The sequence below is a fragment of the Solibacillus sp. FSL W7-1324 genome, assembly GCF_038008025.1.
GTDB lineage: Bacteria > Bacillota > Bacilli > Bacillales_A > Planococcaceae > Solibacillus.
This window is the reverse complement of sequence record NZ_JBBOYH010000001.1, coordinates 1,958,611-1,982,701: the sequence shown is the minus strand read 5'-3', so window position 1 is coordinate 1,982,701 and position 24,091 is coordinate 1,958,611. Positions and strand designations below refer to the sequence as shown.

At 35.7% G+C, this 24,091-nt stretch carries 24 protein-coding genes, 1 tRNA gene and 3 riboswitches; of the genes, 22 read left to right on the top strand and 3 right to left on the bottom strand.

Translation table 11 applies throughout. The features are described from left to right. Positions 1 to 38: 38 nt before the first annotated feature. The 12 genes from MKY71_RS09615 to MKY71_RS09560 all read left to right on the top strand — a co-directional run bounded on the left by MKY71_RS09615 (position 39) and on the right by MKY71_RS09560 (position 14,240). Positions 39 to 494 carry a helix-turn-helix transcriptional regulator gene (locus MKY71_RS09615; protein ID WP_340732380.1) on the top strand — a complete coding sequence of 152 codons (456 nt, stop codon included), beginning with the start codon at positions 39 to 41 and terminating at the stop codon, positions 492 to 494. A gap of 340 nt (positions 495 to 834) precedes the next feature. Further along, on the top strand, positions 835 to 1,566 hold the full coding sequence (locus MKY71_RS09610) for a conserved phage C-terminal domain-containing protein (RefSeq protein ID WP_340732379.1): 732 nt from the start codon (positions 835 to 837) through the stop codon (positions 1,564 to 1,566). Positions 1,567 to 1,696: 130 nt separating this feature from the next. Next, a complete protein-coding gene (locus MKY71_RS09605; protein ID WP_340732378.1) occupies positions 1,697 to 2,698 on the top strand; it encodes a YdcF family protein in 1,002 nt (333 codons plus the stop codon). Positions 2,699 to 3,228: 530 nt separating this feature from the next. Beyond that, positions 3,229 to 4,536, top strand: coding sequence for a Spo0B domain-containing protein (locus MKY71_RS09600; protein WP_340732377.1), 1,308 nt, complete (start codon positions 3,229 to 3,231; stop codon positions 4,534 to 4,536). Between the two features lie 709 nt (positions 4,537 to 5,245). Next, the gene (locus MKY71_RS09595; RefSeq protein ID WP_340732375.1) at positions 5,246 to 7,351 is read left to right on the top strand and encodes an AAA family ATPase; all 2,106 of its coding nucleotides are present in this window, start codon (positions 5,246 to 5,248) and stop codon (positions 7,349 to 7,351) included. After that, positions 7,338 to 8,405: a 5-methylcytosine restriction system specificity protein McrC gene (locus MKY71_RS09590; protein ID WP_340732374.1), complete on the top strand. Its 1,068-nt coding sequence runs from the start codon at positions 7,338 to 7,340 to the stop codon at positions 8,403 to 8,405. Before MKY71_RS09595 ends, MKY71_RS09590 begins: the two co-directional genes overlap by 14 nt. Next, positions 8,402 to 8,854 carry a hypothetical protein gene (locus tag MKY71_RS09585; protein WP_340732371.1) on the top strand — a complete coding sequence of 151 codons (453 nt, stop codon included), beginning with the start codon at positions 8,402 to 8,404 and terminating at the stop codon, positions 8,852 to 8,854. Before MKY71_RS09590 ends, MKY71_RS09585 begins: the two co-directional genes overlap by 4 nt. Positions 8,855 to 9,137: 283 nt before the next feature. Next, a riboswitch (TPP riboswitch) is annotated at positions 9,138 to 9,236 on the top strand. 58 nt (positions 9,237 to 9,294) lie between these two features. Then, positions 9,295 to 9,393: riboswitch (TPP riboswitch) on the top strand. A gap of 157 nt (positions 9,394 to 9,550) precedes the next feature. Continuing rightward, complete coding sequence (locus MKY71_RS09580; protein ID WP_340732370.1) at positions 9,551 to 10,312, top strand: 3-oxoacyl-ACP reductase; 762 nt, start codon at positions 9,551 to 9,553, stop codon at positions 10,310 to 10,312. Between the two features lie 140 nt (positions 10,313 to 10,452). Continuing rightward, a riboswitch (PreQ1 riboswitch) is annotated at positions 10,453 to 10,499 on the top strand. Positions 10,500 to 10,724: 225 nt separating this feature from the next. After that, complete coding sequence (locus MKY71_RS09575) at positions 10,725 to 12,002, top strand: IS110 family transposase (RefSeq protein ID WP_340732245.1); 1,278 nt, start codon at positions 10,725 to 10,727, stop codon at positions 12,000 to 12,002. A 407-nt stretch (positions 12,003 to 12,409) separates the two neighbouring features. Then, complete coding sequence (gene queF / locus MKY71_RS09570) at positions 12,410 to 12,910, top strand: preQ(1) synthase (protein WP_079527139.1); 501 nt, start codon at positions 12,410 to 12,412, stop codon at positions 12,908 to 12,910. 118 nt (positions 12,911 to 13,028) lie between these two features. Beyond that, positions 13,029 to 13,682, top strand: coding sequence for a 7-cyano-7-deazaguanine synthase QueC (gene queC / locus MKY71_RS09565; protein WP_340732369.1), 654 nt, complete (start codon positions 13,029 to 13,031; stop codon positions 13,680 to 13,682). Between the two features lie 12 nt (positions 13,683 to 13,694). After that, positions 13,695 to 14,240, top strand: a complete 546-nt coding sequence (locus MKY71_RS09560) for a VUT family protein (protein WP_340733627.1) — start codon at positions 13,695 to 13,697, stop codon at positions 14,238 to 14,240. A gap of 225 nt (positions 14,241 to 14,465) precedes the next feature. Here MKY71_RS09560 and MKY71_RS09555 read toward each other — a convergent pair. Both MKY71_RS09555 and MKY71_RS09550 read right to left on the bottom strand, forming a co-directional pair. Continuing rightward, positions 14,466 to 14,538: transfer RNA gene (locus tag MKY71_RS09555), tRNA-Val, on the bottom strand. Positions 14,539 to 14,646: 108 nt separating this feature from the next. Further along, on the bottom strand, positions 14,647 to 14,868 hold the full coding sequence (locus tag MKY71_RS09550; protein ID WP_339171234.1) for a hypothetical protein: 222 nt from the start codon (positions 14,866 to 14,868) through the stop codon (positions 14,647 to 14,649). 160 nt (positions 14,869 to 15,028) lie between these two features. On the opposite strand from MKY71_RS09550, the gene MKY71_RS09545 reads away from it, so the two are divergent. From MKY71_RS09545 to MKY71_RS09510, 8 genes are all read left to right on the top strand, one after another. Continuing rightward, complete coding sequence (locus MKY71_RS09545) at positions 15,029 to 16,291, top strand: M48 family metallopeptidase (RefSeq protein ID WP_340732368.1); 1,263 nt, start codon at positions 15,029 to 15,031, stop codon at positions 16,289 to 16,291. A gap of 79 nt (positions 16,292 to 16,370) precedes the next feature. Next, positions 16,371 to 17,156, top strand: coding sequence for a GNAT family N-acetyltransferase (locus tag MKY71_RS09540; RefSeq protein WP_340732366.1), 786 nt, complete (start codon positions 16,371 to 16,373; stop codon positions 17,154 to 17,156). 129 nt (positions 17,157 to 17,285) lie between these two features. Then, positions 17,286 to 17,885 carry a protein kinase gene (locus MKY71_RS09535; RefSeq protein WP_340732364.1) on the top strand — a complete coding sequence of 200 codons (600 nt, stop codon included), beginning with the start codon at positions 17,286 to 17,288 and terminating at the stop codon, positions 17,883 to 17,885. Between the two features lie 30 nt (positions 17,886 to 17,915). Further along, positions 17,916 to 18,107, top strand: a complete 192-nt coding sequence (locus MKY71_RS09530; protein ID WP_340732363.1) for a DUF6366 family protein — start codon at positions 17,916 to 17,918, stop codon at positions 18,105 to 18,107. Positions 18,108 to 18,142: 35 nt separating this feature from the next. Next, positions 18,143 to 18,499 (top strand): DUF3139 domain-containing protein, encoded by a 357-nt coding sequence (locus tag MKY71_RS09525; RefSeq protein WP_340732362.1) that lies wholly within the window; start codon positions 18,143 to 18,145, stop codon positions 18,497 to 18,499. Positions 18,500 to 18,621: 122 nt separating this feature from the next. Next, the gene (locus MKY71_RS09520) at positions 18,622 to 19,155 is read left to right on the top strand and encodes a hypothetical protein (RefSeq protein WP_340732361.1); all 534 of its coding nucleotides are present in this window, start codon (positions 18,622 to 18,624) and stop codon (positions 19,153 to 19,155) included. A 58-nt stretch (positions 19,156 to 19,213) separates the two neighbouring features. Beyond that, complete coding sequence (locus MKY71_RS09515) at positions 19,214 to 19,396, top strand: hypothetical protein (RefSeq protein ID WP_340732360.1); 183 nt, start codon at positions 19,214 to 19,216, stop codon at positions 19,394 to 19,396. 141 nt (positions 19,397 to 19,537) lie between these two features. Then, positions 19,538 to 20,107, top strand: coding sequence for an AAA family ATPase (locus tag MKY71_RS09510; protein WP_340733626.1), 570 nt, complete (start codon positions 19,538 to 19,540; stop codon positions 20,105 to 20,107). 28 nt (positions 20,108 to 20,135) lie between these two features. Here MKY71_RS09510 and MKY71_RS09505 read toward each other — a convergent pair whose 3' ends face one another. Continuing rightward, positions 20,136 to 20,819, bottom strand: coding sequence for a VOC family protein (locus MKY71_RS09505; RefSeq protein ID WP_340732359.1), 684 nt, complete (start codon positions 20,817 to 20,819; stop codon positions 20,136 to 20,138). 261 nt (positions 20,820 to 21,080) lie between these two features. Here MKY71_RS09505 and MKY71_RS09500 point away from each other — a divergent pair, with 261 nt between their 5' ends. Further along, on the top strand, positions 21,081 to 22,562 hold the full coding sequence (locus MKY71_RS09500) for an S-layer homology domain-containing protein (protein ID WP_340732358.1): 1,482 nt from the start codon (positions 21,081 to 21,083) through the stop codon (positions 22,560 to 22,562). A gap of 219 nt (positions 22,563 to 22,781) precedes the next feature. Continuing rightward, entirely contained in the window at positions 22,782 to 23,801 is a 1,020-nt protein-coding gene (locus MKY71_RS09495) for a serine hydrolase domain-containing protein (protein ID WP_340732357.1), read from the top strand. The last annotated feature ends 290 nt before the right edge of the window (positions 23,802 to 24,091 follow it).

Genomic DNA, 24,091 nt, shown 5'->3' with positions numbered 1-24,091 from the left:
TTTTCCCTTCCGTATACTTAGTCTTGAGGTGAGCAGTTATGTATAGTGAAATCGTCCAAAAAATCGTGGATACATTAGAGGAGAACCTATTAACAACGTGGCAGTTGGAACATTATGTAGAAAAGATCGGTTATTCGAAATTTTATTTGACGCGGCAGTTTAAAAAAGAAACTAGTTTGACGATTGGCGAGTATATTCGGAAAAGACGCCTTGCCATATCTGATTTTCTGTTGCTCCATACGGACTACAAAATCCTTGATATTTCGTTTGAATGTCAATTTCAATCACAAGAAGCTTTTACACGTGCTTTTAAAGAGCTATACAGAATGCCACCCGGAAAATATCGTAATATGATGCGTTCTTTATACCAAAAGGAGGAAAATGAAATGGATACAGTAAATGAAGTAAAGGGTTGGATTTTAACAGGGACAAATCCATCACTTTATGGAAAGGCTCTTTTCTGCGTTTCAGGGCGCTATGATTTATTATTTTAAAATAGAATCCTCCCCATTTCCCGACAAGCAAATCCTGAGCTATTTCTTGTTTCTTCCTCGGACAAATAATTCCCCTCTCATCAGCTGCTTTCATCTCTTCTGGAAGGGATTTATAAATCCCATCCACTTGCGCTCAAAAAAATCCCCTCAAAAAGAATTAATAATTTATTAAATAATTTAAAAGATATATATTGTTGCGTTAAAAACGCAACCTAGTGGTTTTTTTCTTTATGGCCTTTAATAATTTTCTCTCCGTGAAAATTATTTTTATTTTGCTTGTCCCTTTTTTTGATTTACAAAGACATATAAAGAGTAAGACAAAAAAATGGAGGATGGAAACATGAAGTTATTAGTTAACGAAAGGCATCTGTTTATATCACCGAACTTGGCAGCACGCATCGGAGTGGAAGAGGCGCTGTTCCTTCAGCAACTTTACTACCGGATCGAAACGCAAGGTATGAAGAAAGAGGGACATATATGGTATCGCCAAACGTATCAAGGATGGTCAAAGCAATGCTTCTATTGGGATAAAACGAAGATTAAACGACTCATCACGAAACTGGAACGCTATGAAATCATCGTTTCATCAAACAAATTTAACCGCTTCAATACAGACCGTTCGAAATGGTACCGGATTGATTATAAAAAAGTTAATCAGCTACTTGAGAGGGAAATTTATACACAGGAGGAGCTGTTTCCTGAAGAGCCGAGCTTGCCCGAGAAGAAAGAGACGAAACCGAATATCGACCGCAATATGGAGATTGCAGACATCATCGATTACTTTAATGAAAAGGCCAAAAAGAATTTTAATGGAAGTTCCAAAACAAACATCCGAATGATCAAAGCGATTTTAAAGGAAGGTTACACAGCAGAAGACTGCTACTTAGTCATTGATGAACAAGTGAGAAACTGGAAGAACGATCCGCAGATGAACAAATATTTAAGACCGATCACCTTATTCCGACCAGGGAATTTTGAAAGCTATTTAAACGATGCGCTTACAAGACAGCAGGAAAATAATCTTGATTTTGAACCTGTCGTACTCGATTTTGATGAAGGTGAATGCTATTGATTAAAAAAGAGTTTCTGGAGCAATGTTTGTTTGTATTTTAATCCGTGCCAATAATTATTTTTTAAATAGATAGTGCAGCTGGAATAAGCATTGTATAATAATGGTTTAAAGTGAACTAGGAGGAGCTAGGTTGGTATTTTTAATTTTCATCATTATTGCACTTTTTATTATTGAACCTCGTTGGTATAATAATATCTATATTTTAGCAATTATTTTGTTAATCAATTTGCTTTATTACACGGAAAAAATATTTTTTAATCAAGATTTCAGCGAGCAGGTTGTCAACATTACGGGTTATGTATTTGTTTTTGCCTTCATCCCGCTTGTTATGGCAACGATGTCCGTTTTAACTTATTTTAATAGTAAAGTTTTACTTGAAAAGGAAGGACGCAAAAAGTCGAATTTATTTATTGGTTTGATTGGTGTTGCAGTTAATATTGTACTAGTCTACTATATTTATTCGATGTATCCGAGCACCGGCAATAAGTATAGCGAAGCCGGATTTTTCTATGTGTTTGGCCTATTTGTTTACTTTACCATGATGTATTCAGCTACAGCGATTTACTTAGTTCTTTATAATTGGCGACCGATTGTTTATAGACCAGATTACATAATTATTCTGGGATCTGGCTTAATTGGTGACCAAGTACCGCCGCTCCTTGCAAGCCGAATTGTAAAGGGTGTCCAGCAATATAAAAAATACGGTGGATATCCTTTAATCATTACATCAGGGGGCCAAGGAAGTGACGAGAAAGTAGCCGAAAGCTATGCAATGAAGCAATATATTCATAAGTATTATCCTGATATTCCGGATGAGGCAGTCGTCATTGAAGATCAATCGACAACAACATTTGAGAATATGCTTTACTCGAAAAAAATCCTTATGGAGCGATTTGGCGCGGAGGCACGGGGAATTTTTGTATCGAATAACTATCATACTTTGCGTGCTAGTTACTATGCAAAACGAGCAAAGTTAAGAGCAAATGGAGTAGGCTCAAAAACGGCTTTTTACTATGTGCCCAATGCATTTACACGAGAGTTTATAGGTTTACTTGAAATGTTTAAGTGGCGGCATATAGCTCTTATTGTTATGTTCACTATTTTTTCTTTTTTAGTATTCCGTACAATGTAATAATACAAAGAAAACGACAAAGGCTGAATTTACAATTTTGTTGTTTTTGGGATGTGATTCTCCTGGTCAGGGGAATCTTTTTTTATTGGAGTGACTGAGTTAGAAGAAAATGAACTAAGATTGACACTTTATACTTGTGGTGAAGAAAAAGCTATAGCGCTAACATAATTTCTAGCTTTTGCGTTTGGGTATTCAATTAAATGTTCCGATTTTAATTCTAATTAAAAATATTCTATAAAAGAAGAATTAACCTTAAGTTAAGAGAAAAATAAACGATTCCAGTATTTAGTAATATAAAAGTTTTTTGGACAAAAGGATTTAGAACATTTATACTGTTTTTTGTTGCTTTTATATTGAATTAATATAAATAACTATAGATTTTATACAGATTATTAATTGAAAGATACGTACTTAATGGTATTGAAGTGTTTTTCATTGTTACAAAGAAGAGAGCAATTAATTGAAATTGCCCTTATTTCATCAGTTGGTGGGATGAGCTAAAGCAAAAAGTAAGGAGGATTGTTATTGATATGAGACGTTTTAAATTAAGGCTCATCATGGTGTTATCTATCGTATTAGTCATATTCTTTATTGGAATAACTATGTATACTTCCTATATAAAAATTGGAGATAATGTCGAAGAGGCGATTGCTAACCAGAGTCTTGAATCTGCCAAATCCATTGCTAAGGCAATTGATTTGGAAACATATGAGCGATTTTTAAAAGAACGGAATCGTGATGAAGACTATTGGACAATACGAGATTATTTAAATGATGCCCGAGAAAAGCTAGGTGTATTATACATCTATACAGTGGAAATAAACAATCCTACTGTTTCGACAGCTTTGATTGTAGGTTATCCTGAAAACAAGGATGATCCAAATGATTTTCCAATAGGTGAAGATTGTACTGTACCAGAGGCTCAGGTGAAACTAGCATACGAGGAAGGAAAGCAATTTGTAACAGGAGTTTTAGATGATATGAAATATGGTCCACATTATATAACGGTGGGGACTCCTATTATAAATGAAAAAGGGGAAATCATCAGCTACCTTACTATAGATATTAGTACGGATACACTTGACGGGATTAAAAAAACAGTTATTAAAAGTAATATTTCTTTATTAGTACTGAGTGGAATTTTTGTTATTATCGTTATTATTTCTTTCTTACTTTTACAAAAGTGGTATCAAAAAGAAGTTGGATCTACGGAATCTACATATCAAAAGGAAATTAAAACATTAATTGCTTCTGTTTCGTCATTAAGACACGATTACGTTAATCATATTCAAGTTTTACATGGGTTTCTCCATATGGGTGAGGTAGATCAAGCGAAAAAGTATGTTGATTCTTTGTCTAAAGACATTCAGACAATCGAATCCATTAAATTGAATCTTGATCATCCGGGGTTAGCAATATTGCTGCAAACAAAAAAATTAACATGTCAAAATCAACAAATTGATATGCAGATAACTGTTGATGATAATCCATTTGATCACATAAAAACGATTGATTTAATCAATATTTTATCGAATATAATTGATAATGCGATAGAAGCGACAATGGAGTTACCAGAGGAACTTCGTAAAATTTCAGTTAGCTGTAAAGCAGACGAGTTAAATTATACGTTCACGATTACGAACGTTGGGCGAAAGCTGCCTGATGTAAATCATGTTTTTAAACAAGGTTACTCAACGAAAAAAGTAGAGAATGGAAGAGTTAGAGGACAAGGTCTGTTTATTGTGAAAGAAACAATTAATAAATATAATGGATCGATTACGCTTGAGGCAATAAATGAAAAAGAGACAAGAGCGATTGTGAAAATCCCTATTAAGTAAATAGAAAAGGTTATGGTACAAGCTCAAAAAACGTACCATAACCTTTTTTAGTGGAAATAAGCTTTTAAACGGTGTCTATCTCACGTCGTATAATGATATATAGGGAACGAATAAAACCTCCGAAGTGATAGTACATCATCATTTCGAAGGTTTTTTAGCTGTACTGTAGCGTTTTGAAGGTTTTTAAGAAGCTGTTTTGGAGATAATTTTCCTTAGGCTCAAAACTAATATAGCAATTAAGAAGAGTGAAAAAAGTCCAGACCAAATGCTGTCTTCCCCAAACAAATAAACTAATAAGCGTTCAAATGAGAGACCCATTGTTTTTGAAAATGGAAAGAAAAGACCTATAAGAAAACCGAAAACACAGGTTAGAAACAATGTATTATTCCGTTTATTCAAGATAATCGCCTCCTTGTATACAGTTACATTCAATATCGTTAAATAAAAGCACAAAAAAACACAAGTGGTTTGTGTAACATTTTTTTGTTTCTCTGTAATAACTGTATTATAAGTTTTATACCTATATTTTTAATGAGCTCGTAATGTGCATGTGTTTTGGGGTGTAAGTTCTGAACTTCGTAGGCAAGATGGGAATTAGCCAAAACAAGTGTGCCCGCGAATTCCTCAGTATATTATTTGGTAACATTTTACATTGTATAGTAAGATGATTTAAGAATACATATATTTATAAAACTTTTGGAGGTAGGCTATGAATGATGTTGTGAATAATCAAAAAGAAAAATATAAAGATTGGGTGACGGAAAACTTAGGGGAAAAAACAGGGGTTTGGTACGCACCATATCTTGAAAAACTTGGACAACTGTTAGAAAAGTTCGGATTAGCTATCGGCTATAAAGGAAATTTCTTTGAGTATCAATCTTACTCAGAATTTAAAGGTATTTATCAACAAATGACTGAACAAAATGATGAGGATATTGAGAAATTCGTGACGGGTAGAGGTACGCCTCACTATCCCGAAAAGTTTGGTACAACAAGAATTCAATTTAGACAAAATTATGCGGAAGATGAATTTAATCGCGGTGTAAGAAGTAAACCGGATAATTTAGGTGGGATACCTGACTGGGGTGTTTTAATTCGCTCGTATTTAATATTTTTATATTATGCTGAAAATCCTACGTTAATTTATCCTAAAAAAGAGAAGAAAATTGCAAATCAAGAAGATGAAATTGATAAAGGTGTTAATTATTGGTTGATTTCACCGGGTGAAAACTCTAGATTATGGGAGAAGTTTCACAACGATAATGTAATTGCCATTGGTTGGGACTATTTAGGTGATATTAAGAACTATAGTTTAAAAGAAGCTGTTGAACGTAGAATAGCTGAGCAAAGAGCAGATGGGGTGCGTCCCGTTCATGATACTAAGGCTGTGTGGGATTTCTATAGTGACATTAAAATAGGTGACATCATATATGTGAAAGAGGGAATAAAAAAAATTCTCGCACGTGGAGTTGTTACGGGAGATTACTACTTCGATTATGAAGCATCAGAGTATAAACATAGAAGAACAGTAAAGTGGCTTCAAGTCGGAAAGTGGGAGCTACATCAGACTTTTGCTCAAAAAACATTAACATGTTTAAATAATTATCCAAATTTTATTCAAGAAATAGACAAAGTAATGAATGAAGATTTTATTGATCCAAAAATTGCTGAAGTAAATGAGTTTCAAACTTGGTTATCCAATCAAATTACAGATACAGGAGCTAGCTTAAACGATAAAACAGTTAAGCAAAAAGTAAATGCATTAAAGGAAATAGAACGCCATTTTGAAGCTGCCATTTTTGGTGAATCAGATATTGAGCAACTGAAACTGTTAAAAGATATCGTTTTATCAGATGATTCCTACAAAAAATATAAAGGCGTTTCAGGCAGTTCAATTGATTACTACATTCGTTTTATTGAATCTAAGCCTATGGTCCAAGAAAATGAAACATTTACTATGGATGATTTTCTTTCGGCTGTATTTATTGATAAGAAGGAGCTTGTACGTCTAATTTCTCTACTTGAAAATAAGAAGAATCTTATTTTAAAAGGGGCACCAGGAGTAGGTAAAACATTTATTGCTAAACGGTTAGCGTATGTCATGATGGAAGAGAAGGATGAAACTCGTATCCATATGGTTCAGTTCCACCAAAGCTATAGTTATGAAGACTTCATTGAAGGGTTCCGTCCAAAAGCTGAAGGAGATGGATTTGAACTGAAACAAGGTCCGTTTGTGAAGTTTGCTAGAAAAGCAGCACGAGATCCAGAACGAGATTATTTTTTTGTTATTGATGAAATTAATCGCGGGAATATGAGTAAAATATTCGGGGAATTGATGATGCTAATCGAAGCTGATAAGCGAGGTGAGCAAATCAATCTTCTTTATTCTAACGAGAAGTTTTCTGTACCTTCGAATTTATATATCATTGGAATGATGAATACGGCAGATAGAAGTTTAGCTTTATTAGATTATGCACTTAGAAGAAGATTCTCGTTTTTTGAAATTAAACCGGCGTTCCAAAATGAGACATTTAAGTTGTATGTAAATGAATTAAATAATCCAGACGTTTTAAAACGTATCATTGATGAAATCAAAACTTTAAATAATCAAATTGTTGAAGAACTAGGGACAGGCTTTCAAATTGGACATAGCTATTTTGTAGGGGATGCTTATAAAGTAGATGCTACAAATCGAGTAGAGGAAGTTATTGAATATGAAATTATTCCACAGTTATTCGAGTATTGGTTTGATGATGAGCAGAAGGTAAATCATTGGGCTGAGCGACTAAGAGGTTGTTACGATGGAGAGAAATAATAATATTCCTATTCGTAATATATACTATATGCTTTCCTATGCATATCAAACGTTAAGTCTTTCTGAGTATAAACAAATCGGGACAGAAAAGTTTGAGGACATCAAAGAGCTATACGCAGAAATTTTAATGATTGGTATACCTGTTTTGATTCGCGGAGGATTAAGTAAAGATTATATAAGCATTGAAGAGACTTCCAATGTTATTAAGGGGAAAATTGATATCAATTCCACGATAAAGAAAAATACATTGGTAAATAAGAAAATCTCAGTGGTTTATGATGAATTCTCAGAAAATATATTGTTGAATCAAATTATTAAAGCGACACTCGTTTACCTATCTCGTTCAAATAAAATAAGTCGAAAAATGCGTAGATTGTTTTACGGTTTGCTGCCGTATTTTACAGAGGTATCAGATGTAGAGTTAGATTTGAAGCTATGGAAAAACGTGAGATATAACCGCCAAGATATTCGCTACCAGTTTATTGTAGATGTATGTAGATATCTATATGAGCAATTATTATTTGATGAAAGTTCTACATCTCAACTAATGAAAGAGGTTCAAGATGAACAAAGACTATCAACTTTATATGAAAAGTTCATCTATGAATTTTTCAAACGTGAAACGAAATATAATGTATCTCACCCCCAAATTCATTGGAATGTTGATGATGAATTCACAGATGCTTTACCGATTATGCAAACTGATCTTGTACTTAAGAAAGATAAAATGACTTTGATAGTGGATACTAAATTTTATTCTGAGAATATGGTAGCAAGGTTTAAAGGTGGGGTTGCAAAACAAAAATCTGGTAATCTTTATCAAATATTTACGTATGTAAATAATTGGAAAAATGATCCAGATGAAACGGTAGCAGGTATGATACTTTATGCGAAAACTACCGCATTAAATCAACCAAATCATATTTATCACATTAAAGGTAATCCAATTTATGTCGTATCTCTAAATTTACAGCAAGATTTTAAAGGTATAAAGAAAGACCTATTAGCATATGCTCATCAATTTTTTGCATTAATGAAGGGGGTAAATCAATGAAAGAAGTTATATCCTTACCAGCTGCACAAACAATGGATTTGATTAAAAAGTATCTAATACACGCCCATCCTCATCCGAGGACATATAAGGAAGCACAATATATGACGTTCAGAAAAGTCGGTGGTGTTATGGATACATTATACAGTATTGAAAATGAGCTAGTTTTAAAGCCTGAAGAACAAAATATATATGAGCAGATCAGCTTTTTAAACACTGATATTAAAGAGCGACTTCGAGGTTATATAAATGAACGGAAATATACTTTTGGATTTGGTGAAAAGGAAGATTATAAGTTTTATATTCTAAAAATCGAAAAGAATTTGAACCATTTACCAATTCCAAAAGAAGGTAATATGCAGTCCCATACTTATTATACTTATAACGAAATTACCCACGGGAAAAGAGAGATAATAAGAGAATCACAGTTAAAGAAAATTAAGAGAATATAAATTTAAGAGAGATATAGTTATCTTTTATAGACCACCAGAAGTGCAATACAATATTCACATGTTTAGTTTTGAACTCGTCCGTTATCATTTCTCTATTGCTTTTTTAAATAGGAAAAAGCAACGCAAACAGATGCTGATTAAATTAATGAGAATTTCGTTTATTGGGCGTGATAAAGATTGGGGTAAATGTGTAATATTAAATATCTATACTGTAGGCTATTTCTAGTTTAACTTATGATTACTTGTTTTATTGAACCCATTTTGATAGAATCAAACTAATTAAATGCATTTGCAGGGGGACACAGCTGTGTTGAGAAGGTTAAAACCTGACCCTTAGAACCTGACCGTTAATACGGACGTAGGGAGCAAAGTACATAATAGTTTTTTCTGTACTTACTATGGCTCCGCGTATTTTACGTGGAGCTTTTCTTTTGCAAATACTTTAATTGCAGGGGGACACATTCGTGTTGAGAAGGTTAAAACCTGACCCTTAGAACCTGACAGTTAATACTGACGTAGGGAGCAATTATAGGTGTAGTATACACTTTTTTGGCGTCTCTATATTAATAGAGACGTTTTTTGCACATACGTCCATCTAAATCCAGCGAGGAGGAAAATGGATAGAGTTTTATGGGAAGTTTGAAAATGGTCTGGTTATTCAAACAACTAACAAAAAATAAGTAGGGGGAAATGATGATGAAATTACATGAACAAACCGTTTTAGTTACAGGCGCAAGTAGAGGTGTTGGAGAAGAACTCGTAAAAGCATTTGTCAAAGAGGGAGCTAATGTCGTACTGAATTATTATAAGAGTGAGGAAAAAGCGCAACATTTAGCACAAAGTTTGGGTTCTCAAGTTATCGCTTTACAAGCAGATATCCGCAATCAACAAGAAGTGCAGCAAATGGTTAAAAAGGCAAAAGAGTATTTTCATACACCGATAACTACTATTGTTAATAATGCATTAATTGATTTTGAATTTAATCCACTCACACAAAAAAATGTGTTTGGGCTTCAATGGACCGATTACAATAAGCAATTTGAAGGAACGATTAAGGGTGCTTTAAATAGTATTCAAGCATGCATTGAGGATATGAAAGAACTGGAATTTGGTCGTATTATCAATATTGGGACAAACTTATTTCAGAATCCGGTAGTAGCTTATCATGAATATACAACCGCTAAAGCAGCATTGCTCGGATTTACACGTAACATGGCGAAAGAGTTAGGGGCGTATGGCGTTACTGTCAATATGATGTCTGGCGGACTTTTAAAACAAACGGATGCGAGTAAAGTGACAACAGCAGAAGTATTTCAATTGATTGAAACCACAACCCCTTTACAAAGAGTGACAACACCAAAAGAATTAGCGGAAGTGGCATTATTCTTTGCATCTCCTTGGGGAAGTGCCATCACTGGGCAGAATTTAGTCGTTGATGGCGGTCTTGTAATGGATTAAGAGCAAACTTGTATCTCTCTTTAAGATGAATCCTACTGATAGGCATCCTGGGATGTGGAGAAAAGCATAATTTTGAAAATATTGATTTACAGTAAGAACTATATATACTACAATGTAAATTATTGAAATACCTGAGTTGTTCAGGAGAGGTTCATAGCTGATACCCTCTATAAAAAACTATGGATACATGTATATTACGCCATGTCCATATTGGATGTGGCTTTTTTTATGCCTCCAGTAGTTTGATTAGAGATGTTATAGTTCACCCTCCTTGGAATACTCCGGTATTAACTTAAGGAGCATTCCTGTTAGAAGGATTTTCGGGGACTTGAAAACAAAAAAGCCCTCCTGTATGATGCTTGAGTGTCAACCGGAAAATTGACTCGCACATCCACAGAGAGGACTTACAACAATGAATTTTAATACGAATGAAAAAATTAATCAAGTTTCTGAAAATACACTAGTAATCGGTATCGATATTGCGAAGCACAAACATTTTGCTTGCGCTATTGATGATCGAGGCCGAGTGCTCCAAAAATCATTTCCTATTACACAGTCACGCATTGGATTTGAAGGCTTTTATGAGCGCTTACTCGCTCTAAAAACCACTCATGAAAAACAGGAAATCCTCGTTGGTTTTGAGCCAACAGGACACTACTGGATGAACTTGGCGGCGTTTCTGACAAGCTACGGAATACCATTCGTGATGGTCAATCCAATGCACGTCAATCGTTCCAAGGAATTGGACGACAATCTTCAAACGAAAAATGACCAAAAAGACGCACTTGTCATTGCTCGCCTCATGCGAGATGGTCGCTTCAGCTATCCACGACATCTCGAAGGTATCGAAGCGGAGTTACGAAATGGTGCGACATTACGTTCAAAGATTCAAGAAGACTTAAATGCCCTACAAAATCGCATGATTCGTTGGCTGGATCGCTTTTTTCCTGAATTCACACAAGTGTTTAAAAGCTTTGGGAAAATGGCGTATGCGGTACTTGAAAAAACACCATTACCAACAGATATTGTAGGCAAATCACCAGAAGAGTTACTATTTTTATATCGCCAGGTAGACGGTCTGAAAAGCCCACAGCTACCAAAGGCAAAACAATTAGTCGAGGTAGCAGAAAGCTCAATCGGACTGACAGAAGGTATAGTGATGGCCAAATTCGAAATCGCCACGCTTCTTTCCCAGCACAAATTGATGCAAGCACAACTAGACGACTTAACAAGTCAACTCGCAGAGTTAGCCAAACAAATGACGGATTATGACTATTTAGCATCGGTACCTGGAATCGGGGATGTCACGATTGTCGATTTACTATCAGAGATTGGTTCTTTAACGCAATATACACATCCACGCCAATTAATTAAACTAGCGGGACTCACATTGCGTGAAAACTCTTCCGGTCAGCAAAAAGGACAAAAACGGATTTCTAAACGAGGTAGAAGAAAACTTCGCGCCCTCCTCTTCCGAGTCATGATGCCTTTAATCTTGCATAATCCAGCATTCAAACAATTACATGAATACTACACAACACGTACAGTCAATCCGCTTCGAAAAAAGCAGTCCATCGTCGTGTTATGTGGGAAGTTACTGAAGATTTTACATGCCTTATGTAAAAAGAAAACCATGTTTAATGAACAACAAATGATGAACGATTTTGCCAGTCTCCAAACAGCTGCTTAAGCGTACTTCATCAAAAGTTTAACCAAGAGGATGACACGGAGAAGCCGGCATTATTTACCCCATCCGACCGTGATTAATTAAACGAGTCCCTAAAGGAGCATCGCCAGCCTCTGCCTTATGAATAGACCGAACGAAGGAATGTACGCGCAATCAGACGCCTAGAGACATGGGAGGGTCCGTCATCATAAGCTACGCAGAGATCCAAAAGTGCATCAATATACAGCACAGGATCAGGAGGAACATTACCAATTAATGGTTCATCTTTTAGCGAAGCTTTCAGATATATTGTTAAAAAAATCAATAATTACAAAATAAAGATAGATGTACGTGTCGGGAGAATATTTTTTTGACACTCTAAAATGGCGTGAGCCATTGATACATCAACATTTATAGAGGGAGGTTTTTTTATGTCTGGTCGTCACCAAACAGAAGGATTAGAGGATTTAACATTATTAGGAAATCAAAATGTAAAGTACACATTTGCTTATGCACCAGAAGTATTAGAGTCTGTAGACAATTTACATGTAGACCGTGATTATTTTGTGAAGTTTAACTGCCCGGAGTTTACAAGTCTTTGTCCGATTACGCAGCAACCGGATTTTGCAACGATGTATATTTCATATATTCCCGATAAAAAAATTGTGGAGAGTAAGTCCCTGAAGTTGTATTTATTTAGTTTCCGCAACCACGGTGATTTCCACGAAGATTGTGTAAATATTATTATGAATGATTTAATCAAACTTCTTGATCCCCGCTATATTGAAGTATGGGGCAAGTTTACGCCACGTGGAGGTATTTCAATCGATCCATGGTGCAACTACGGTCGTCCAGGTACGAAATATGAAGAAATAGCAAACTATCGTTTAATGAATCATGATTTATATCCTGAAAAAATTGATAATCGATAATTTTTTTCTCAATACTTTGCTTGCAAAGAGCGGTTATTAACAACCCTCTATAAAAAACTAAGATCAACCAGTACTGCCTCTTAGTGCTGTTTTTGGTTTAAGAAAGAGGAGAAAATGAATGAAACAAGAGAAAGCCGTTGTTGTATTTAGTGGCGGGCAAGATAGTACAACATGTTTGTTTTGGGCTTTAAAAAACTTTAAAGAGGTTGAAGTCGTTACTTTTGATTATGGACAACGGCATGCACTCGAGATTGAGTGTGCGAAACAGATTGCACAGGAGTTGAACGTACGCCATCATATTTTAAATATGTCGCTCTTAAATCAGTTAGCACCGAATGCTTTGACGCGTGACGATATCGAAATACAAGAAGGCGTGGCAGGTGAGCTTCCCTCTACGTTTGTGCCGGGCCGTAATTTAGTTTTTTTATCTTTCGCAGGAATTTTAGCAAGCCAAATTGGCGCAAAGCATATTGTGACAGGTGTATGTGAAACCGATTTTAGTGGCTATCCGGATTGTCGCGATGCCTTTGTGAAATCCTTAAATGTCACATTAAATTTATCGATGGACACATCATTTGTTATTCATACGCCACTCATGTGGATTAATAAAGCCGAGACATGGGCTTTAGCAGATCAGCTAGGTGCGTTTGACTTTGTACGTCAAAAAACATTGACATGCTATAACGGAATCATTGCGGATGGATGCGGGGAGTGCCCGGCATGTAAGCTTCGTCTGCAAGGAATGGAAGCTTATGAACAATCGTTAAAATAGGGGGATTTTATGATAAGAGTTTTACTTTATTTAGTATCAATTGTTACAGCAAATGTCGTAACCGCGAGATTCATGCCACTTGAATTCGGGATGTTTCTTGTACCGATGGGCTCCTTCTTTATTGGGGCGACATTTATTTTCCGAGACCTTGTTCAAAATAAATATGGCCGCAAAAAGACATACCTCTTTATTTTCCTGGCGTTAGTCTTATCAGCGGCGGTGTCCTATTCATTAGGAGATACATTAGTCATCGTCGCAGCTTCCGCCTTGTCATTTTTAGTAGCTGAAACGACAGATACAGAAATTTATACACGTTTAAAATTACCGATGGCGTGGCGTGTGTTTTATAGTGGAATTGTAGGCGGCTTGTTAGACTCAGTTATTTTTGTCGTTGTCGGCTTAAGTCCAATGGGTGCAGGCTTTATCCCTTGGGTAGCCGTACCTGCAGCTATAGTGGGTCAAGTGATTGTGAAAATAGTCATGCAAATGATAGGCGCGGCTTTTTTAGCGCAAGGTTTAGTGTATAAAGAAAAGCGTCTCTCTAAAATGTCCGCCTGATCAATGTAATAATATGCTTAAGTATTTTTACCGCACTTACATTCGTTAAGCTGAACCGTTCGAGAAGTAAATAAGGTTTTGAAAAAGCTTAAAGAACACGAATTATTCATGTTCTTTAAGCTATTTTGTTATATGCTAACAAAATAAAATGTAAGGCAAAAAGTTTCCAAAAAGAAAAAGCCCGCAAACATTGATATAACAACATTTGTGAGCTTACTAAAATAATGGTCCCGACTGGTCTCGAACCAGCGACCCCCACCTTGTCGAGGTGGTGCTCTCCCAACTGAGCTACAAGACCGGGATAAGAAACAAAATGTTCTTACCAGTTAGTATAGCATTCACAGAGGGAGAGGTATATAGGGAATTGTTATATTTTTACTTTTATTTTCGGCAAATTCTCCTTAGGTCAACGTCTTTTCTTTTTATCGTCTTTTAATAGATCTTGCTTTTTAATTACTTTTTCTAGAACGACATGGACGTGGTATTTACTTTCTTCGATTTGCACGACATTTACAACTTTTCCTTTACGACCTTTTATTTTTAAATCCTCATCTACATCAGGAATACGTTCTAAACACTGACTTAGAACAGGCGTATTATTTTCCAAATAATGAACAGCAAACAACATGGTTAAACGCTCCTTGTTTCTTCGATTTTAGATTGAGTCAATTTATGAAGATTCCAAGATGGATAGAACCATCAAAAATTGAGATTGATCAACTTGGGAGAAATGATTTCCGCATTTCAATAATAGGATATGGTAACGAATGAATTGAGGTGTAAAAGGAATGACAAAAAAATGGGGTTTAATGGCTGTCATTGGATTTGGTCTGTATGTAGTGGCAATGTATCTGTATTTTTTCCTTGGACAAAATAGTGGAATTCCAGCCGCTCTTCAAGGAACAGCAGCTGACCCAAGCACTTTTCTTACAACACAGGAGCTGCTGTTGAGTGAAGAATTATCAAAGACAAGGAATTTCCTGTTCTTTATTACGACGCCTTTGGAATGGCTGCTTTACTTCGTTATTTTAATTACGGGAATATCACGTCTGTTCGAGAAATGGAGTGCTGAACAATTCAGTTGGTCCGTATTCAGAACAGCAATGTATCTGTTTTTCCTGTCTTTGCTGTTGTTCATCCTCCAATTTCCACTTGATTATTACCGTTATACGCTTAGTAAAAGCTATGGAATCAGTACACAAATTTTTTCTTCATGGATGCGGGAAAATATCATCGATTTTTGGCTGGATTTTGGAATGTCGGTCATCATCATAGCGGTTCTTTACTGGCTAATTAGAAAAAGTCCTAAAAAATGGTGGCTCTATGCATGGGCTTTAACAGTACCGTTTTCAATCTTCCTGATGTTTATTCAACCCGTCGTTATCGATCCGATCTATAATGATTTTTCTCCGTTAACCGATAAGGAGCTTGAGAGTAAAATTCTATCTTTGGCAGAGGAGGCAGATATCCCATCTGACCATGTGTTTGAAGTGAATATGTCGGAGAAGACGAATGCTTTAAATGCCTATGTGACTGGAATCGGCGATAATTCACGGATTGTGCTGTGGGACACGGCGTTAAACCGGTTAACACATGATGAAATTCTGTTTATCATGGCACACGAGATGGGGCATTATTTGCTGAAGGATATTTATATTAATATCGCGGTCTATTTATTGATGACGCTCATTGGACTTTGGCTGATCGCAAAAATCATGCCTAGGATAATTCAACGTTACGGATCGATCCTGAAAATTAAAGAAATGGGCAATTTGAATTCATTGCCGCTGTTTTTAATAATCTCATCCTTTTTACTATTCTTCTCTAGCCCATTGTCCAATGCGATTTCACGTTATCAGGAAAACCGTGCAGATGAATTTGCGATAGAGCTTGTGGAAAATCCTGAAGCAGCGATTTCATCTTTTCAACAGCTGACGAAAGCCGGTCTTAGTGAAGTGAATCCGCCGGCGCTTGTGAAATGGTTCCGCTATACTCATCCGCCAATGTTGGAAAGAATCAATAACATTGCCGAAGAAATTGATGAAGATTAATTAAAAACATGTATAATTAGTTTACTATATCTATAAGTGTTTCAATTATTTGTAATTTAGTATTGGAAGGAACTTGGCTATGGACAAAAACGAATGGATTGCACTATTTCATAAAGAAATGCGACAAGATGTTGTAACACCAGGTTTTATTAGAGAAGAAACCGACTATATTGTTCGGCACATTTCAAAATTTAATGAAAGTGGATTTATATTAGCTTCTAATGTAGATGAAAATTCTGCAAGGGAAGTGATTCGAAATGAGCGTAGTTATTTTGGTAGCCTAAACCAGCGTTTTGAATGGAAAGTGTTCAGCTATGATAAACCGGATAATTTGACTGAAATTCTAAAGCAGGAAGGTTTTACAATTGATGATCCAGAAGCACTCATGGTCGTGAAATTATCGGAAAGTCATCCATTTCTTACAAATTTTGATTTGCAAATCGTTAAGGAAATAACAGATGAACAAGGTATTCAAGACCTTATTGCACTGGAAGAGGCTATTTGGAAAGAATCCTATACAGAGCTTGGCGAAAGACTTTGGAGAGATAAGCAGAATAGTCCGGACTCACTATATATTTACGGAGTTTATGAAGATGATCAGCTTGTAAGTGCTGCTTGGATGTACTTGGAGAATAATTCGTCCTTTGCCAGCTTATGGGGAGGGTCGACGCTTCCGCAATACCGTGGCAATGGTTATTATTCAAAACTGTTGGCCGTTCGTGCACAAAAAGCTTATGAGAAGGGATATTTTTTCCTGACAGTTGATGCCAGTCCAATGAGTAAACCGATTCTTGAAAAGGCTGGTTTTAGTTGCCTGGCCTACTCCTATGGCTGCCAATCACCTAGTATTTCAATGGTAGATTAGGAAAGTACAATTTGAAGATTTTTATTAAAGAACAACAACTCGCTATAGTTTCAAGCGCTATTCTTTATAATGGATTAGCGCTTAATTTTTAGCGGGAACTAATCACATAGAGAATATGGAGATGGAGAAATGAATATTTCCAAAGTAGCAGAGAATATAGAAGAATTGCTTAAACAAGCTGAAATGATCGGAATCGGCTCAACGAGAAAAGTTTATCGTTGTGAAGACATTGTCATAAAGACTTTTTTACATCCAATCGGGTATGCCCAAAGTAAAAATGAATTTGAAATGTACAAGTCCTTGAAAATGCAGGGGCTGGAAAAACATATTGCACCCATTCTTTTTTTGAGTGAGAACTATGTCGTTCAGCCTTTTTTTGAGCAAGTCCCATTAAACAATCATTGCTCATACGATATCGATTTGGAGAAAGACCCCAGAATAACGAAAGATTTAAAAACCGCAATCCAGATTATTGATAAAGAACTCGACGGTTTTGATTTTAAAGATAGCGGAAATTACGGAATAAATGAAAAGGGAAATCTGGTTTTAATCGACTATGGGATGACTAAAAATTTGTATGAAGAGCAATGGGTACCATTAGCAGAAGCGGGGACATTGCCTCAAATACGATTTGAAAAATGCGTTGTTTGTAACGTAGAAAAGGAACTTCGGATGTATGGCGAAAATGATGCAGACAATCGATGTACTACTTGCGGGAAAGATTACTAATTTTATTTGGTGTAGCAGGAGGAATTAAAAATGAATAAAGAACAAGAAACTCCAGAAGCAAGAAGAGAACGATTAAGACAGCAAGAATTAAAGAGAAACCCGGCAGCAATGCACGGAGGGGGCCTTCAAGATTTAATCGGGGATTTAGGGTGGAAAGGGACAGGAATCCTTTTTCTTATAATCATTATCGCCATTGTAATTTATTTAGCATTTTTCAATTAAAGAAGCATTCGTATAAATGTCGTGGAGGTATAAATATGCCGAAAAAATTTAAAATTGTTTTATTATTTCTTATATTTGTGCTAGGTATCATACTCGCTCGGTTTATTTATATTAAAGCGAATGAACACATTTATGCTAATAGAGTTACAGATTATCTTGTGAATGAAATGGAATATGATGAAGGTGAAATTGCATCGGTGGAAGGTGTTTATGGATTTAAGTTGCCTAAGTTTTATGTAGTTGTAACCTTTACAAATGAACCTCATATTGAATATGTTTACTTTGCACATGAAAGAGTCCTGCAGTTCGAATATCAAATTATTGATAAGGCATTCGAAGGAATAACGAAAGAGGATTTACACAATTATGATCCAAACGGTTCGATTAATTAATGGTAATCGATCAATTATTCTTTTAGGCATATAAAAGAGTATCGAAGAAATGTTTTGGTAATATAACCTTATATGATTTTTATTAAGGGGGTATTACCATTTCAATTAAATACTCACCTCGTTTGATTTTATTGGCACTTGCGGGATTAGTACTTATCAGCTTGCCTTTTATCAGGCTCATCTTTCCAGTTTTCTATGTTCAAACATTTCTATATGATCCATCAGTTATTGTCCTTTTTCCACATCGTTTGAATTTCGATCTAGTTCTAGCTGCAAGTTTATTATTATTTGCCGGATTTATTATCCCGCTTATTAAGCAAAATAAATTCACTTATAGCCTGTTAGCTGTGTTTGTGGCAGGCGGTATTTTTGTTTTTTATTTATCGGTTTTGAGCTATACATATATAGGCAAAGAAAAAATTGTATCGCATAATTTATTTGATGGAAAATCGTTAGAATGGACTGAAATTAAAGAAGTGGCGCTTGAGTACTACCAAGATGATACCGGTAGATATGAAGAATATAACTTTAAGGCAAATGACGGTAACTCAATACGGATCCCATTAAACAACCATTTCCTCTATGAAGATAAAAGTGAAATCTATAAAATAGCTAGACAAAATAACGTATTTTTTATTGAACTGCAGAAAAATTAGCACAGTCAAATCCATTTAATGGTATATTAATAGAGCATATTGGGATGGAGTGATGGTGATGGAAATGATGTATGATAGCAGTGGTATTGGCTTGTTTGCGTTAATCGGATTGTTACCGATGCTATTTAACTTAGTAATTATTATTTTTGTAATTTATTTTATTGTAAAAGCGATTAAGTTTATGGATATGAAACAAAAATTGGATCAGGAAAAAAATGAAAAAATTGATCAGTTAATTTAGCTGATGCATCAAAAGAATAATGATAACATTTGATTTGAAATAAGGGGCATTACCTTGATTAGGGGTAATGCTTTTTTCTATAAAAATTATTGGGATTTTATGCAAGTGTCGAGGGAGATAATATTGAAAGGAATTTTAGCTATGAAAAGATTAGTAATAATGACAGTGGGCAAAACTCATTCCGGAAAAACTACATTTGCTTATGCTTTAGAAAAACAATTAAGCAATTCGATTGTGATTGACCAGGACAACCACGCTGAATTTCTTAATACAATTTATAAGAAGCTGCAAAGGGATGAAGGACCCAATATCCTTAAACATGCGCTCTCTAAATTAATTGTCGATTATGCCAAAGCACATACAGATTATCATTTTATTATTTGCAACTCTAATCGGAGTATTAATGGTCGAGAATATTTACTACAGGAAGTATACCCACCTACAGCCTTTGTCCGGATATTGGTTCACTTTAATCTATCAGATGAGGTACTCCATTCCAGAATCAAACATAGTGCAAGAAGTACAGCTATATTTAGAGGTCCAATTACAAATTTTGAAGAATTGCTTATTAAGCAAAATCTGGAATCTTTAAAAGAAGAAATAGTAGATCCGTCAGAAAATGAGGCCGACTATTTGTTTGTAATTAACGAAGATAAGGATATCGATTTAGCGATACAAAGTATAATACATATTGCTCAAACGAGCTTGTAGACCCAAGCTCGTTGGATTAAGAAGAGATTTAATCCCGATTCGAACTCACCAATTCCAGTTTCTCGTCTATTTTCAGTAATCCTCCATCCGTTAATAAAACCTCTAACGGGAAAACTTCAGCCTTCTTATTTGAGAAGAACCATGTGCGGCCTTCATTAACAAACAAAAGATAGGATGCATCTTCCCTTGCGCCCATAAATGTTAACCCTTCAGCCGAAATTTCTTTATGGTCCCGTTCAAAAATTGAAACCTCGTGAAACGCTGATGCTGATTTTAATTTATCCTTCACCACAATACTCATCTCCGACACTTTTTGAAGCGAGGAAGCGTTAAAAGGTACTGTACTTAGTTCCGCATCTGAAAAGCGGCAAATAAATTCGACTATATTTCCTGCAGGATCCTCAAAATAGATGGATTTCGCGTCAATAGCTTTAAAGTAAACTTCATCTTCATCTTGTTCTTTTGACAATGTAACTTTTCCTTTTGTCCATGCTTTTGCTTCTTCAAACTGATTTGAAGGGATATCAAAAGCAAAATGATAAAATGGATTTTCGTTCAATGGGGCCTTGGTGAACGTAACTGCTGTACCTCCCACAAGTATTGTAAAGCGATCCGACTCTTCTGAATGTAGAGGGAATTCTAGTTTGGCTATATAAAATTGTTTTGTTGCTTCAAAGTTAGAAGCGTACATCGTTATATGTTCAATATTCATAAATTTTCCTTCTCTCAATCTGTAATAAGTTTAAGTTACCATGTATTCATTAAATAAGAATCATTAAATGGTCTGAATTTTCGTTTATTTTCCTGTAAATTAATTTTTAACTTTTACTCTAATTTTAATGAGTTAGTACATATAAAGTTTAGTTATTCATTATTAATCTGGCTAAATAAAGATAATAATGTAAAATAATATAAGACGAAAAAGGTTTTCTAGTATAAAGAAATCCAACTTAAAAAGAAAGGGAACTAATCAATGAAAAAAAGAATATTGGCAGCATTTGGCGCACTTATATTTGCATGTAGCTTACCTTTAACGGAAGCATCAGCTGCAAGCTCGAAGCAATTTTCAGATGTACCGGCTTCAAAGTATTTTGCCGAAGCAGTATATGAATTGGCCGAGCGCAATATTTTGGGAGGCTACCCGGATGGTACATTTAAACCGGGCAACTCTATAACACGGGGACAAGCAGCGGCAATTATTGCGAAAATGGTTAAATTGGACACAGCCAATGTGAAAGACCCGAAATTTAAAGATGTATCGACAGCAAACGGTTATTATAAGGCTATTGCCGCTTTAGCTGAACAAGGAATTATTAATGGCTATGGAGATGGGCGTTACGGTCCGAATGATCCGATTAAGCGTGGACAGATGGCTTCGATTCTTGTCAAAGCGTTTGATTTACCTCGCTATGATTACAATAGTAATGAAATACCATTCAAAGACGTTAACTACACTTCGCATGGTTTAAATATTTTTATTATTTACAAGCTGGGCATCACGTCAGGTACGACACCAGATACATTCAGCCCCAATGCTTTTATTACAAGAGGTCAGGCAGCCAAAATGTTGAAAGCAACGGAAGAGGCAAAACCAAAGATGGTTACACTGGAGGCAAGCGAGCTTGTTTTTGACCAGATTAGTAGAATAGAAGCGGATGCCATCGATTCACATTTCTATGAAGGATTATTAGTAAAAGGGAAAAATTTGCCGACATCTGGTGATCAGATTCAGCTTATTCCTTTAAAAGAGGGGACAAGTACACTTGTTATTTCAGGAGTTAAAGATGGTAGTGAAGTATATAAAAAATATTATGTCCATATGAAAAAGGAAAATGGGAAATTGGAGCTAGCGCTGGAACAAACCGAAGATTCATTGCCTACCGTTGCGACTTTATGGTTTTACGAAAATTCAATGAATGAGCCTTTAAATGATACTGTTCAGAACATTTCGCTTGAAACAATGGAAGGTGAGAAGCTTTCCGATAATGTAGCGTTTGAACAATGCGGTACGAATGGGGGCTGTATTGTCATTGATAATTCGGGTCAATATATTGCGACAGTGCGATTTACCGGGGGAAAAGTCGTGCGCTATGGAATTGAAGCGAAACCAAACAAATCCAGCATTTATTATGATATTCGGACGTTAAAAGAACAACGGGAAACGGTATTTAAACTCAAAGAGAATTTTGATATCGGAAAACATATAATTCAAACAAAAGATGCGGACCAAATCGCCATTGTAACAAGAGATCCCGGGACGAATGTGTTCCGTGCTAAAGCGACTGGTGAAAACGGTTATATTTCTGTTGATTTTGAAAAGACCGTCACTGAACGAGAATGTTTTAGCGAAAATGAATGTGTAAACAATGTTTGGTTAGGTGTCACTGTAAATGTTGGCCACATCGGTTCCATTGTAAATGTTACGATTAACCGAAACTTAATGCCAAATTATTAAGTTTGTAAGCAGGTGTATTTCATATGCCTGCTTTTTTTGCGTACAATAAGCATTTTATGTAAACTAACACGATAATCGATAGACTATTATTTCGCGGTCCTTTTTTATTGAGGCTATGCTAAAATGAAATTGCCAAGTTTTGTTAGCCCGAAAATATCATTAGGGAAATTTCGTTAACCAGTTTTTATCTGAAATCATTCAAAAATGAAGGGAAGTAAGATGAAAATGAATATGTTAAAAGAAAAAATGATAGCAGTGATGAATGAAATTGACTTTTCAGGCAATGTATTAGTGAAATGCAGAAATGATCTGTTATACCATTCTAGTAACGGTTTTGCGAATCGTACCCATCGTATTTTAAATAACGACTTAACACGATTCGGGATCGCCTCCGGGTGCAAAATCTTTACAGCCGTAGCGGTTTGCCAGCTTGTAGAAAAGGGGCAGCTTTCATTTGAATCGAAGTTATCCGATATTTTAGATATTCCTCTTCCGCTTTTTGATAAGGATATCACTATTCACCATTTGTTAACCCATTCAGCGGGGATCCCAGATTACTTTGACGAAGAAGTTATGGATGATTTTGCAGAATTATGGGTGAATCAGCCAATGTATTTAATGCGGAACGGCCGTGATTTTTTACCTTTATTCCAGGATGAAGCAATGAAGCTGAAAGTGGGCGAGCGCTTCCACTACAATAATGCAGGCTATATACTGCTAGGTCTTGTCGTTGAACAATTGAGCGGTCATGGCTTTGACGAGTATGTAACGGAAAATATTTTCAAGCGTGCGGGTATGGAGCAATCAGGATACTTTGAACTGGATGCACTGCCTTCAAATACGGCACTCGGCTATATTGATGAGGAAAACGGCAAATGGAAATCCAATATTTATTCTGTACCAGTTAAAGGCGGTGCGGACGGCGGTGCTTTTGTTACGGTGGAGGACATGCATCGTTTCTGGCAAGCTTTAATGAAGTTTGAACTTTTAAGTGAAGCAATGACAAAGCAATTATTAACGCCTTATATTCATACCGATAATCATTTTGATCGCTTTTACGGCTATGGGGTATGGATTGACACAAAAGAAGACAATATTTTTAAGTACCATGTAATGGGCTATGATCCTGGCGTTAGTTTTCATTCTGCCTATTATCCGGAAAGCGGTATGGTTAGTGTGGTTTGTTCGAACAAAAGTGAAGGCGCTTTTGACGTCTTTAAGGAAATTGAAAAGAGATAGAATGGGAGCCAACTAGCTGAGGCTAGTTGGTTTTTATATATTGTTAGGGGGCGTGGTTTTCTAATATCTGGCGCGGTTCTTCTAATAAATTGTGAAAAGTTCTAATAAAATGCCGAACTTCTAATATAATCGCTCGATGTTCTAATAACTCATTAAAATGTTCAAATATCCTTCATAGATGTTCTAATATCACTCTCACATGTTCTAATAACCGCATCATTTGTTCTAATAAAAACTAGCTGTTATCCAATTAGCCTCGATATTGCGGGAAATATCTCTCAAAAGCGTAC

Bases quoted from the DNA above. Each gene is read 5' to 3' on its own strand.
- queF (WP_079527139.1), top strand. From the start codon at position 12,410: ATGTCTGGTCGTCACCAAACAGAAGGATTAGAGGATTTAACATTATTA.
- MKY71_RS09610 (WP_340732379.1), top strand. From the start codon at position 835: ATGAAGTTATTAGTTAACGAAAGGCATCTGTTTATATCACCGAACTTG.
- MKY71_RS09600 (WP_340732377.1), top strand. From the start codon at position 3,229: ATGAGACGTTTTAAATTAAGGCTCATCATGGTGTTATCTATCGTATTA.
- MKY71_RS09590 (WP_340732374.1), top strand. From the start codon at position 7,338: ATGGAGAGAAATAATAATATTCCTATTCGTAATATATACTATATGCTT.
- MKY71_RS09500 (WP_340732358.1), top strand. From the start codon at position 21,081: ATGAAAAAAAGAATATTGGCAGCATTTGGCGCACTTATATTTGCATGT.
- MKY71_RS09510 (WP_340733626.1), top strand. From the start codon at position 19,538: ATGAAAAGATTAGTAATAATGACAGTGGGCAAAACTCATTCCGGAAAA.
- MKY71_RS09525 (WP_340732362.1), top strand. From the start codon at position 18,143: ATGCCGAAAAAATTTAAAATTGTTTTATTATTTCTTATATTTGTGCTA.
- MKY71_RS09515 (WP_340732360.1), top strand. From the start codon at position 19,214: ATGGAAATGATGTATGATAGCAGTGGTATTGGCTTGTTTGCGTTAATC.
- MKY71_RS09540 (WP_340732366.1), top strand. From the start codon at position 16,371: ATGGACAAAAACGAATGGATTGCACTATTTCATAAAGAAATGCGACAA.
- MKY71_RS09495 (WP_340732357.1), top strand. From the start codon at position 22,782: ATGAAAATGAATATGTTAAAAGAAAAAATGATAGCAGTGATGAATGAA.
- MKY71_RS09530 (WP_340732363.1), top strand. From the start codon at position 17,916: ATGAATAAAGAACAAGAAACTCCAGAAGCAAGAAGAGAACGATTAAGA.
- MKY71_RS09615 (WP_340732380.1), top strand. From the start codon at position 39: ATGTATAGTGAAATCGTCCAAAAAATCGTGGATACATTAGAGGAGAAC.
- MKY71_RS09585 (WP_340732371.1), top strand. From the start codon at position 8,402: ATGAAAGAAGTTATATCCTTACCAGCTGCACAAACAATGGATTTGATT.
- MKY71_RS09575 (WP_340732245.1), top strand. From the start codon at position 10,725: ATGAATTTTAATACGAATGAAAAAATTAATCAAGTTTCTGAAAATACA.
- MKY71_RS09580 (WP_340732370.1), top strand. From the start codon at position 9,551: ATGAAATTACATGAACAAACCGTTTTAGTTACAGGCGCAAGTAGAGGT.
- MKY71_RS09550 (WP_339171234.1), bottom strand. From the start codon at position 14,868: ATGTTGTTTGCTGTTCATTATTTGGAAAATAATACGCCTGTTCTAAGT.
- MKY71_RS09505 (WP_340732359.1), bottom strand. From the start codon at position 20,819: ATGAATATTGAACATATAACGATGTACGCTTCTAACTTTGAAGCAACA.
- queC (WP_340732369.1), top strand. From the start codon at position 13,029: ATGAAACAAGAGAAAGCCGTTGTTGTATTTAGTGGCGGGCAAGATAGT.
- MKY71_RS09595 (WP_340732375.1), top strand. From the start codon at position 5,246: ATGAATGATGTTGTGAATAATCAAAAAGAAAAATATAAAGATTGGGTG.
- MKY71_RS09545 (WP_340732368.1), top strand. From the start codon at position 15,029: ATGACAAAAAAATGGGGTTTAATGGCTGTCATTGGATTTGGTCTGTAT.
- MKY71_RS09535 (WP_340732364.1), top strand. From the start codon at position 17,286: ATGAATATTTCCAAAGTAGCAGAGAATATAGAAGAATTGCTTAAACAA.